Source organism: Streptomyces triculaminicus, assembly GCF_017349075.1.
GTDB lineage: Bacteria > Actinomycetota > Actinomycetes > Streptomycetales > Streptomycetaceae > Streptomyces > Streptomyces triculaminicus.
Genome location: NZ_JAFMOF010000003.1, coordinates 494,116 through 506,513, shown reverse-complemented (window position 1 = coordinate 506,513; position 12,398 = coordinate 494,116). Strand labels below are relative to the sequence as shown.

Genomic DNA, 12,398 nt, shown 5'->3' with positions numbered 1-12,398 from the left:
AGATTCCGGCCAACTTGTTGACGCGCTCCTGACACCCCCTGGGCCGCGGTGGCACTCTTCACCTCAACTGGCGCGGCGCACCCCCACATCCCCACCTTCCCGCGGCAGCCCGCTTCTTCTTTCCCCCCTTTCTCCATGTGTTCTGCCGTGCTCTGCCCGGTCGGCATCTCGCCGCCCGGTCGCCCACCGGCCACCCCACCCACGTCGTGGCCACCGCAGAAGGAGTCAGTGTGAGACCCACCCCCCCAAAGCGTGCCGTCGCCACCGGCGCACTCGTCGCCGTCACCGCCATGCTCGCCGTGGGCACCCAGGCCGGCACCGCGACCGCCCGCCAGGACGACGCCAGGGCCTCCGGCCGCCAGATCGTCGCCAAGGCCGACCCCGGCGCCCTGCCCGCCAAGCTCACCCCCTCGCAGCGCGCGGAGCTCATACGCGAGGCCAACGCCACCAAGGCGGACACCGCCAAGACCCTCGGCCTCGGCGCCAAGGAGCAGCTCGTCGTGCGGGACATCTCCCGTGACGTCAACGGGACCGTCCACACCCGCTACGAGCGCACCTACGACGGCCTGCCCGTGCTCGGCGGCGACCTCGTGGTCGACGCCACCAAGGGCGGCCAGGTCAAGACCATCGCCAAGGCCTCCAAGGCGCGGATGGCCCTGTCGACGACGTCGCCGTCCTTCGCCGCCGCCACGGCCGAGAAGGACGCCGTCAAGGCCGCCCGGGCCCAGGGCTCGAAGGCCGACAAGGCCGACCGGGCGCCGCGCAAGGTCGTCTGGGCCGCGAACGGCACGCCCGTGCTGGCGTACGAGACCGTCGTCGGCGGCCTGCAGCACGACGGCACGCCCAACGAGCTGCACGTCATCACCGACGCGAAGACCGGCAAGAAGCTCTTCGAGTTCCAGGGCGTCAAGCAGGGCACCGGCAACAGCCAGTACAGCGGCCAGGTCACCATCGGCACGACCCCGTCGTACACGATGACCGACGGGACGCGCGGCGGTCACAAGACCTACAACCTCAACCGCGGCACCTCCGGCACCGGCACCCTCTTCACCGACTCGGACGACGTCTGGGGCAACGGCACCACCGGCGACCCGGCCACGGCCGGCGTCGACGCGCACTACGGCGCCCAGCTGACCTGGGACTACTACAAGAACGTGCACGGCCGCACCGGCATCAAGGGCGACGGCAAGGGCGCGTACAGCCGGGTCCACTACGGCAACAGCTACGTCAACGCCTTCTGGTCCGACAGCTGCTTCTGCATGACCTACGGCGACGGCCAGAACAACGCCAAGCCGCTGACCTCGATCGACGTGGCCGCGCACGAGATGACGCACGGCGTCACCTCGGCCACCGCCAACCTCACCTACAGCGGCGAGTCCGGCGGTCTGAACGAGGCGACCTCCGACATCTTCGCCGCGGCCGTGGAGTTCTGGGCCAACAACCCCAGCGACCCGGGCGACTACCTGGTCGGCGAGAAGATCGACATCCGGGGCAACGGCTCCCCGCTGCGCTACATGGACAAGCCCAGCAAGGACGGCCAGTCGAAGGACAGCTGGTACTCCGGCCTCGGCGGCATCGACGTGCACTACTCGTCGGGCCCGGCCAACCACTGGTTCTACCTGGCCTCCGAGGGCAGCGGCCCCAAGACGGTCAACAACGTCAAGTACGACTCCCCGACCGCGGACGGGCAGCCGGTCACCGGCATCGGCCGGGACAACGCCGCGAAGATCTGGTTCAAGGCGCTGACCCAGCGCATGCAGTCCAACACCAACTACGCGGGCGCGCGGGACGCGACGCTGTGGGCCGCCGGTGAGCTCTTCGGCGTCGGCAGCGAGACGTACAACAACGTCGCCAACGCGTGGGCGGGCATCAACGTCGGCGGCCGGCTCTCCTCCGGCGTCTCGGTCACCAGCCCCGGCGACCAGACCTCGATCGTCAACACCGCCGTCTCCCTGCAGATCAAGGCGTCCAGCTCCACCACGGGCTCCCTGACCTACTCGGCCGCCGGCCTGCCCGCCGGGCTGTCCATCAACGCCTCGACCGGCCTGATCACCGGCACCCCGACCGCCACCGGCACCAGCAACGTGACCGTGACGGTGAAGGACGCGGGCGGCAAGACCGGCACCGTCTCCTTCAAGTGGACCGTGAACACCACGGGCGGCGGCAGCGTCTTCGAGAACACCACCCCGGTCGCGATCCCGGACGCCGGCGAGGCCGTCACCTCGCCGATCGTCGTGACCCGCAGCGGCAACGGCTCCTCGGCGCTGAAGGTGGACGTGAACATCACCCACACCTACCGCGGTGACCTCAAGATCGACCTGGTCGCCCCCGACGGCAAGACGTGGAACCTCAAGGACGCCGACGCCTGGGACTCCGCCGCGGACGTCAAGGAGACCTACACCGTGGACGCCTCCGGCGCCTCGGCGACCGGTACCTGGAAGCTCCAGGTGCAGGACGTCTACTCCGGCGACGACGGCACGGTCAACAGCTGGAAGCTCTCCTTCTGAGCGCCTTCCCGCCACAACCCGGCGTAACCCGCCGTAACCCCTGAACCGGGCGCCGCCCGGGGTGAGTCCTCCTCCCCCGGACGGCGCCCTTCATCGTTCCCGTCGTCAGCGCGGTTCCGCCGTCACCGCATCAGCACCCCGGCGGCCTCGCCCACGGCCTCGGACGGCACCGCCACCAGCCCCAGCTCCGCGCCGCCGGCCAGCAGGCGGTGGGCGGGCAGGATGCGCACGGTGTAGCCGAAGGGCCCGGTGCGGTCCAGGGTCAGCGGCCCTTCGTAGAGCCGCCGGCCGTCCAGGCCCGGGGCCCCGGTGGCCTTGAGCGGGAAGGCGACCGTCCGGGTCAGCCGGTCGGCCTGGTCCACCCGGCCCGCCACGGCCTGCACCTCCACGTCCGAGGGGTCCAGCTCGCCGAGGGTCACGCTCACCCGCAGCGAGACCGTGGAGCCCAGCTCCGCGTGGCCGTTGAGCGGGCCGTCGGAGACGGCCTCGACGTGGTCGACCGCCACGGCCGGCCACGCCGCCCGCACCCGGGCCTTCCAGGCGGCCAGCTCGCTCGCCGCGTGGGGCTCCAGCGCCCGGTGGGCCTCGGCGGCGGGCGCGTACAGCCGCTCGACGTACTCGCGCACCATGCGCCCGGCGAGGACCTTCGGTCCGAGGGTGGCCAGCGTCCCCCGGACCATCTCGATCCAGCGCCCGGGCAGCCCGCCCGCGCCCCGGTCGTAGAAGCGCGGCGCCACCCGCTGGGCCAGCAGGTCGTAGAGCGCCGCCGCCTCCAGGTCGTCGCGGCGGTCGTCGTCCATGGCCGCGCCGTCGGCGGTGGGGATGGCCCAGCCGAAGTCCGGTTCGTACCACTCGTCCCACCAGCCGTCCAGGACGGAGAGGTTGAGACAGCCGTTGAGCGCGGCCTTCATGCCCGAGGTGCCGCACGCCTCGAGGGGGCGCAGCGGGTTGTTGAGCCAGACGTCGCAGCCGGGGTAGAGCCGCTGGGCCATGGCCATGCCGTAGTCGGGGAGGAAGACCAGGCGGTGGCGGACGCGGGCGTCGTCGGCGAAGCGGACGAGTTCCTGGACGAGCCGCTTGCCGCTGTCGTCCGCCGGGTGGGCCTTGCCCGCGACGACGATCTGGACGGGGCGCTCGGGGTGCAGCAGGAGCTCGGTGAGCCGCTCGCGGTCGCGCAGCATCAGCGTCAGGCGCTTGTACGAGGGGACGCGCCGGGCGAAGCCGATGGTGAGGACGTCGGGGTCGAGGACGCCGTCGATCCAGCCCAGCTCGGCGCTGCCGGCGCCGCGCTCCCGCCAGGAGGCGCGCAGCCTGCGGCGGACCTCTTCCACCAGCTGCTCGCGCAGGGTGCGGCGCAGCTCCCAGATGTCGGCGTCGGAGATGTCGGCCACCGAGTCCCAGCGTTCGGAGCCGCCGACGGCCAGGGCGTCCTCGGCCCGGGCCACGCCGATCCGCCGGGCGCCGAGCCGGAAGACCTCGGGGGCGACCCAGGTGGGGGCGTGGACGCCGTTGGTGATGGAGGTGATCGGCACCTCCTCGGGGTCGAAGCCGGGCCACAGCCCGGCGAACATCTCCCGGCTGACCTGGCCGTGCAGGGTGGAGACGCCGTTGGCCCGCTGGGCCAGGCGCAGCCCCATGACGGCCATGTTGAACAGTCCGCCCTGGCCGCCGGGGTAGTCCTCGCGGCCCAGCTCCAGGACGCGGTCGACGTCGATGCCGGTCAGTTCGCCGCCCTCGCCGAAGTGCCGGGCGACCAGGGCGGCCTCGAAGCGGTCGATGCCGGCGGGGACGGGGGTGTGGGTGGTGAAGACGGCGCCGGCGCGTACGCATTCCAGCGCGGCGTCGAAATCGGCTCCCTGTTCGGCGAGTTCGCGGATGCGTTCGAGTCCCAGGAAGCCGGCGTGGCCCTCGTTGGTGTGGAAGACCTCGGGCTCGGGGTGGCCGCTGATGCGGCAGTACGCCCGCACCGCGCGGACCCCGCCGATGCCCAGCAGCATCTCCTGCAGCAGCCGGTGCTCGCTGCCGCCGCCGTAGAGCCGGTCGGTGACGTCGCGCTCGCCGGGGCCGTTGTCCTCCACGTCGGAATCGAGGAGCAGCAGCGGCACCCGGCCCACCTGGGCCTTCCAGATGGAGGCGAGCAGCCGGCGGCCGCCGGGGAGGGCGAGGGTGACCCGGCTGGGGGTGCCGTCGGGCTCGCGGAGCAGGGACAGCGGGAGCTCGTTGGGGTCGAGGAGGGGGTAGTGCTCCTGCTGCCAGCCCTCGCGGGAGAGGGACTGCCGGAAGTAGCCGTGGCGGTAGAGCAGTCCGACGCCGATGAGGGGGACGCCGAGGTCGCTGGCGGACTTCAGGTGGTCGCCGGCGAGGATGCCGAGGCCTCCGCTGTACTGCGGGAGGGCCGCGGTGATGCCGAACTCGGGGGAGAAGTAGGCGACGGCGGCGGGCAGTCCCTCGGGCTGTTCCTGGTACCACCGGCGGCCGGTCATGTAGTCGTGGAGATCATCGGAGGCCGCCGCGAGCCGCCGCCGGAAGCGGCGGTCCTCGGCCAGGACGGCCAGCCGGTCGGCGGAGACCGACCCCAGCAGGCGCAGCGGGTCGCCGGCGGCGGCCCGCCACCCCTCGGGGTCGAGGGACTGGAACAGCTCGCGGGTCTCGGGATGCCAGGACCAGCGCAGATTGCGCGCCAGCTCGCTGAGCGGTCGTAGGGGCTCCGGAAGGACGGGACGCACGCTGAATCGACGAATGGCCTTCACGGTCACGACGGTAGCGGCGCGGGGCCGCGCCGTGCCGCTCAAGCGGGACAAGTGCCCCCTTCCGCCTGACGGGACCGGCGGGTCCGGCGAGCCGGGCGGGCCCCGGCGGACCTCGCGAGCCTGACCCCGGCAGGGTCAGGCTGATGGGTCGCGACTGCTGTTGACTGGTCGCATGGACACACCAGCCGGGTTGGGGGACTTCCTGCGCACCCGCCGTGCCGCGCTGCGGCCCGAGGACGTGGGCGTGGTGTCGTACGGACGTACGCGCCGCGTGCCGGGCCTGCGCCGGGAGGAGCTGGCGATGCTGGCGGGCGTGAGCGTGGCGTATTACACCCGGCTGGAGCAGGGCCAGTCCGCGAACGCCTCCGACGAGGTGCTGGACGCCATCGCGCGGGCCCTGCGGCTGAGCCCCGACGAGCACACCCACCTGCGCAACCTGGCCCGGCCCGGGCGGGCGGCGCGGCGCGCGGCCGACCGGCCGGCGACGGCGGGGCCCGGGGTGCGGCAGCTGATCGCGGCGATGGACGCGGTGCCGGCGCTCGTCCTCGACCACCGCTTCGACGTGCTGGCCTGGAATCCGCTGGCGCACGCGCTGCTGGCGGGCCACCTGGACTTCGGCGCGCCCGGCCGGCCGGAGGAGCGCCCCAACACCCAGCGGCTGTTCTTCCTCGACCCGCACGCCCACGAGCTGTACCCCGAGTGGGAGAAGGAGGCGCGGCGGGCGGTCTCCGCGCTGCGGCTGGCGGCCGGCGAGCACCCGGAGGACCGCCGGCTGGCGGAGCTGATCGGCGAGCTGACGATGAGGAGCCCGCGGTTCGCGGCGCTGTGGGCGCGGCATCCGGTGCGGGCGTGCACCTCGGGGGTGAAGTCCTTCCGGCATCCCGTGGTGGGGTCCCTGGACCTGTCGTTCGAGATGCTGCGGCTGCCCGGCACCGACGGCCAGGGCCTGCTGGCGTTCAGCGCGGAGCCGGGCTCGGGCTCCGAGGCGGCGCTGCGGCTGCTCACGGCGGCGGGTGCGCGGCCGGCCGTGCGCGCGGGCGGCGCAACCGCCGCCATCGGCACCACCGAGGCTCCCTGAAAAGTACTAGGCGAAATTACGTCCCGCCTACAGCAGCACTGTCCAAGGCCAAATGCCGCCGCGGCCTTCGAAGGTGATGTCCGGCGCCGGGTTCCCTGACGGGGTTTCGTTTACCGCCTTTCGTCACATTGCACGCGATCGGCCCAGCGGGGAGACTCCCTACGGGTGACGGAGGAACGGCCGCCCTCCGCACGTGGTGCCACGGGAACTACGCACGAGTAGTTCATACGGTCCGGGCATGCCCGGGCGGGCCCGGTGGGAAAGCTCACCCGGTATGCACAGACGCCCATCCGCCGCGGTGCTCAGGGCGCGGCCTTCCCTCTCCCCTCCGGCACGTCAGCATGTTTGATTTCGGCCCCACCGCCCACCCGAGTGAAGCGGACAGGAGCAGCCATGCCCGCACCCTCCGGAGCCCCGACGGAGCGGATAGAAAGTACAGAACCTGCCAGACCAGCCCGAATTCCCGTCACATTTCCAGGTGATCCCATGATCGGTCGCATCCCCGTCCTGGACCTCGGACCGCTCGTCGACTGCGGTCGAAGGCCCGTCAAGGCCGTGGTGGGCGAGACCTTCGAGGTCACCGCCACGGTGTTCCGCGAAGGCCATGAGGCGGTCGGCGCGAACGTGGTGCTGCGGGGCCCGGCGGGCCGCTGCGGCCCGTGGTCCCCGATGCGCGAGCTGGCGCCGGGCACCGACCGCTGGGGCGCGGAGGTCACCCCGGACTCCGAGGGCCGCTGGACGTACGCGGTGGAGGCCTGGGGCGACCCGGTCGCCACCTGGCGGGGGCACGCGCTGATCAAGATCCCGGCGGGCATCGACGTCGCCCTGGTGCTGGAGGAGGGCGCCCGGCTGCACGAACGGGCGGCGGCCGGGGTGCCCAAGACCGGGGGCCGGGAGGCGGTGCTGGCCGCCGTCGACGCCCTGCGCGACGCGGAACGCCCGCCCGCGACCCGGCTGGACGCGGCCCTCGACCCGGAGGTCGTCGCGGCGCTGACCGGCTATCCGCTGCGCGAGCTGGTCACCACCACCCGCCCGGTGCCGGTCCTGGTGGAGCGCGAGCGGGCGCTGTTCGGCTCCTGGTACGAGCTCTTCCCGCGCTCGGAGGGCGCGGTGGTGCGCGAGGGGCGGCGGCCGGTCAGCGGGACGTTCCGTACGGCCGCGAACCGGCTGCCGGCCGTGGCCGCCATGGGCTTCGACGTGGTCTACCTCCCGCCCGTGCACCCCATCGGCTCGGCCTTCCGCAAGGGCCCCAACAACAGCCTCACCGCGGGCCCTTACGACGTGGGCAGCCCCTGGGCCATCGGCTCGCCGGAGGGCGGGCACGACGCGCTCCACCCCGACCTCGGCACGTTCGAGGACTTCGAGCACTTCGTCACGCGGGCGCGCGAGCTGCGGATGGAGGTGGCGCTGGACTTCGCGCTGCAGTGCTCGCCCGACCACCCGTGGGTGGGCAAGCACCCCGAGTGGTTCCACCACCGCGCCGACGGCTCCATCGCCTACGCCGAGAACCCGCCGAAGAAGTACCAGGACATCTACCCCCTCGCCTTCGACGAGGACTTCGACGGGCTGCTCGCCGAGACGCTGCGCGTGCTGCGGTTCTGGATGGCGCGCGGGGTGCGGATCTTCCGGGTGGACAACCCGCACACCAAGCCGGTGCTCTTCTGGGAGCGGGTCATCGCCGAGATCGGCCGCACCGACCCGGACGTGATCTTCCTGGCCGAGGCCTTCACCCGGCCCGCGATGATGCGCACCCTGGGGGCGGTCGGCTTCCAGCAGTCGTACACCTACTTCACCTGGCGCAACACCAAGCACGAGCTGACCGAGTACCTGACGGAGCTCTCGCGGGACTCGGCGGCGTGCATGCGCCCCAACCTCTTCGTCAACACCCCCGACATCCTGCACGCCCATCTCCAGGACGGCGGCCGGCCCGCCTTCGAGGCCCGGGCCGTGCTCGCCGCGACCCTCTCCCCCACCTGGGGCGTCTACGCCGGCTACGAGCTGTGCGAGAACGTCCCGGCGCACGCGGGGAGCGAGGAGTACCTGGACTCGGAGAAATACCAACTACGCCCGCGCGACTGGGAGTCCGCGGAGCGCGAAGGCCGCAGCCTGGCCCCACTGATCACGGTCCTCAACCGGCTGAGGCGTCGTCAGCCCGCCCTGCGGCGGCTGCGCAACCTGCGCTTCCATGACGCCGACAACGACGCCGTCATCGCCTACTCCAAGCGGTCCGGCTCCTCCTGCGTCCTCACGGTCGTCAACCTCGACCCCCACCACACCCAGGAGGCGACGGTCTCGTTGGACATGCCGGCACTCGGCCTCGACTGGCACGAGACCGTCCCGGTGCGCGACGAGCTCACCGGAGAGACCTATCACTGGGGCAGGGACAACTATGTGCGCCTCGAGCCGGGCCGTTCGCTCGCGCCCGCGCACGTGTTCTCGCTGCGACCGTCCTCACAGATCGGAGGGTCACCCACACCATGATCGTCAATGAGCCCGTCCAGGACACCTTCGAGGACACTCCCGCGAAGGACCTGGATCCCGACTGGTTCAAGCGGGCCGTCTTCTACGAGGTCCTCGTCCGGTCCTTCCAGGACAGCGACGGGGACGGCATCGGGGACCTCAAGGGACTGACGGCCAAACTGGACTATCTGCAGTGGCTGGGCGTCGACTGTCTCTGGCTGCCGCCGTTCTTCCAGTCCCCGCTGCGGGACGGCGGCTATGACGTCTCCGACTACACCTCGGTGCTGCCGGAGTTCGGTGACCTCGCGGATTTCGTGGAGTTCGTGGACGCCGCGCACACCCGGGGCATGCGCGTCATCATCGACTTTGTCATGAACCATACGAGCGACCAGCACGACTGGTTCCAGCAGTCCCGCACCGACCCCGACGGTCCGTACGGCGACTACTACGTATGGGCCGACGACGACAAGCAGTACCAGGACGCGCGGATCATCTTCGTGGACACGGAGACCTCGAACTGGACCTTCGACCCGGTCCGCAAGCAGTACTACTGGCACCGCTTCTTCTCCCACCAGCCGGACCTCAACTACGAGAACCCGGCCGTGCAGGAGGAGATCCTGGCGGCGCTGCGGTTCTGGCTGGACCTGGGCATCGACGGCTTCCGGCTGGACGCGGTGCCGTACCTCTTCGCCGAGGAGGGCACCAACTGCGAGAACCTCCCGCGCAGCCATGAGTTCCTCAAGCGCGTCCGGGCCGAGATCGACGCCCACTACCCGGACACCGTGCTGCTGGCGGAGGCCAACCAGTGGCCCGAGGACGTGGTCGACTACTTCGGCGACTACGCCAAGGGCGGCGACGAATGCCATATGGCGTTCCACTTCCCCGTCATGCCGCGCATCTTCATGGCCGTACGACGGGAGTCGCGCTACCCGGTCTCGGAAATCCTGGCCAAGACCCCGGCCATCCCCTCCCGCTGCCAGTGGGGCATCTTCCTGCGCAACCACGACGAGCTCACCCTCGAGATGGTCACGGACGAAGAGCGCGACTACATGTGGGAGGAGTACGCCAAGGACCCGCGGATGCGCGCCAACATCGGCATCCGCCGCCGACTGGCCCCGCTGCTCGACAACGACCGCAACCAGATCGAGCTGTTCACCGCGCTGCTGCTGTCCCTGCCCGGCTCGCCGATCCTCTACTACGGCGACGAGATCGGCATGGGCGACAACATCTGGCTCGGCGACCGCGACGCGGTGCGCACCCCGATGCAGTGGACGCCGGACCGCAACGCCGGCTTCTCCTCCTGCGACCCGGGCCGGCTCTATCTGCCGACCATCATGGACCCGGTCTACGGCTACCAGGTCACCAACGTGGAGGCGGCCATGAGCAGCCCCTCCTCGCTGCTGCACTGGACCCGCCGGATGATCGAGATCCGGAAGCAGAACCCCGCGTTCGGGCTGGGCTCGTACACCGAGCTGACCTCGAGCAACCCGGCGGTGCTGGCGTTCCTGCGGGAGCACGGCGACGACCTCGTGCTGTGCGTGAACAACTTCTCCCGCTTCGCCCAGCCGACCGAGCTGGACCTGCGGGCGTTCAACCACCGGCACCCGGTCGAGCTGATCGGCGGGGTGCGCTTCCCGGCCATCGGGGAGCTGCCGTACCTGCTGACCCTCGCCGGACACGGCTTCTACTGGTTCCGGCTCCGGGGCAACGCCTCGTCGCCCGCGCGCTGACCTCGGCGCCCGTGCGCGGCCCTCACCGGGCGGCCGCGCACGGAGGCTCCGGCGGTTTTCCCCGCCGGGGCCTGGGCACTCGTACTACTGCGCTCGGGCCGGGGGCGATTCTCGCCCGCACCTCGCGCACCGGTCGTACCGCTCGCACGGACCGCACCTTCCGCACGTATCGCACGTACCGCACGGTCCGTGGCCCTGGGCCACGGGTGTCGCACGAACCGCATACCGGGCGCAGGCGCTGACCGTACGGACGATTCCTCGCCCGACACGTCCCGCACCATGCACCGGCCAAAGCCGCAATCCGGGACACTTTGCCCCATCCGTCGTGTGCCCCGGGGAAAGGACGCGACGCCATGTCGGACGCTGCACCGCCGCACCGGGAGGCCACCACCACCCGTACGGGGCCGCACCCGGGCCCCTCGACGCCCTCCGCCGAGGGGGCGCGGGCCCCCGGCGACGGGGGCGGGCCGCAGGAGGTGCGGGGACTGCTCGACTCGCTGGGGCCGCTGCTGCTGGAGTGGCTGCCGCGGCAGCGCTGGTTCGCCGGCAAGGGCCGCCCCATCAGCGGCTTCGCCCTCGTCTCGGCCACCGAGCTGCTGCCCCCCTCCGGCGCCGGCCCCGGCCTGCTCCACCTGCTCGTGCGCGCCCGCCAGGACGGGGCGGGCGAGGACTGCTACCAACTGCTGCTGGGCGTCAGGGACGTGCTGCCGCCGCATCTGGCGCCCGCGCTCGTCGGCCGTCCCGCCGACGGGCCGCTGCGCGGCCGCGCGGTGTACGAGGGGCTCACCGACCCCCGGCTGGCCGCCCTGCTGCTGGAGCGGCTGAGGATGCCCGGCCGGCTCGGCCCGTTGCGTTTCACCCGCGAACCGGAGGTGGTCATTTCGCCGGACCTGGCCCCCCGGCTGCTGGACGCCGAGCAGTCCAACTCCTCGGCCGTCTACGGCGAAACGTATATCCTCAAGCTCTTCCGCCGGGTCGGCCCCGGCGTCAATCCCGATCTCGAACTGCCCCGCGCACTCGCGAACGCCGGCTGCGCGCGTGTGCCCGCCCCCGCCGCCTGGTTCGAGGCCGAGCCGCCGCGCGCCGGGTCGGAGCCCATGACGCTCGGGGTGCTCCAGCCCTATCTCCCCGGGTCCGCCGACGGCTGGCAGCTGGCGCTGGGCGCGCTGGCCGTCGGGGCCGACTTCACCGCCCCCGCCCGCGCGCTGGGCCAGGCCACCGCCGAGGTGCACCTGGCGCTCGCCGAGGCCCTGCCCACCACCGCCCTGGACCGGCACCGGCTCGAGGCCCTCGCCGCCGCCATGACCCACCGCCTGGACGCCGCCGCCGAGGCCGTCCCCGCGCTGCGCCCCTACCGGGCCGCCCTGTGCGCCGCGTTCGACGACATCGCCGCCCCCGGCGGGGCGGGGCGCACCTGGCGCGCCCAGCGCATCCACGGCGACCTGCACCTGGGCCAGGCGCTGCGCACCCCCGCCGACGGCCGCTGGTCCCTGATCGACTTCGAGGGCGAGCCCGCGGTCCCGCTGGCCGAGCGCCGCCGCCCGCAGCCGGTGGTCCGGGACATCGCGGGGATGCTGCGCTCCTTCGACTACGCGGCGGCGGTGGGCCGCGCGCCGGGCACCGGCTGGGCCGACGCCGCGCGCGCCGCCTTCTGCGAGGGCTACGCCGCCGCCCACCCCGACGACCCGCGCGAGGACCCCCGGCTGCTGCGCGCCCACGAGACGGACAAGGCCGTCTACGAGGTCCTCTACGAAGCCCGTCACCGGCCCGACTGGCTCCCCGTCCCGATGTCCGCGATCCGCCGGCTCGCGGAGGGCAGCCGTGCCGCGGGCGGAACGCCCGTGTGATCCCCGATGCCGCCGCCCGGAATCCA

At 72.4% G+C, this 12,398-nt stretch carries 6 protein-coding genes; 5 read left to right on the top strand and 1 reads right to left on the bottom strand.

The genetic code is table 11. The features are described 5' to 3' along the window. Nucleotides 1-230 precede the first annotated feature (230 nt). Nucleotides 231-2,507 carry a M4 family metallopeptidase gene (locus tag J1792_RS20925; RefSeq protein WP_086568192.1) on the top strand — a complete coding sequence of 759 codons (2,277 nt, stop codon included), beginning with the start codon at nt 231-233 and terminating at the stop codon, nt 2,505-2,507. Between the two features lie 122 nt (nt 2,508-2,629). Here the strand turns inward: J1792_RS20925 and glgP are convergent, their stop codons facing one another. Beyond that, nucleotides 2,630-5,257: an alpha-glucan family phosphorylase gene (gene glgP, locus J1792_RS20920; protein ID WP_086568264.1), complete on the bottom strand. Its 2,628-nt coding sequence runs from the start codon at nt 5,255-5,257 to the stop codon at nt 2,630-2,632. Nucleotides 5,258-5,429: 172 nt separating this feature from the next. Here glgP and J1792_RS20915 point away from each other — a divergent pair, with 172 nt between their 5' ends. The 4 genes from J1792_RS20915 (at nt 5,430) to J1792_RS20900 (ending at nt 12,372) form a co-directional block, all read left to right on the top strand. Then, the gene (locus J1792_RS20915) at nt 5,430-6,335 is read left to right on the top strand and encodes a helix-turn-helix domain-containing protein (protein WP_207247979.1); all 906 of its coding nucleotides are present in this window, start codon (nt 5,430-5,432) and stop codon (nt 6,333-6,335) included. A 486-nt stretch (nt 6,336-6,821) separates the two neighbouring features. Continuing rightward, a complete protein-coding gene (locus J1792_RS20910; protein WP_179198833.1) occupies nt 6,822-8,816 on the top strand; it encodes an alpha-1,4-glucan--maltose-1-phosphate maltosyltransferase in 1,995 nt (664 codons plus the stop codon). Then, a complete protein-coding gene (gene treS / locus J1792_RS20905; RefSeq protein ID WP_086568186.1) occupies nt 8,813-10,525 on the top strand; it encodes a maltose alpha-D-glucosyltransferase in 1,713 nt (570 codons plus the stop codon). Before J1792_RS20910 ends, treS begins: the two co-directional genes overlap by 4 nt. 353 nt (nt 10,526-10,878) lie before the next feature. Continuing rightward, a complete protein-coding gene (locus J1792_RS20900; protein ID WP_207247978.1) occupies nt 10,879-12,372 on the top strand; it encodes a maltokinase N-terminal cap-like domain-containing protein in 1,494 nt (497 codons plus the stop codon). The last annotated feature ends 26 nt before the right edge of the window (nt 12,373-12,398 follow it).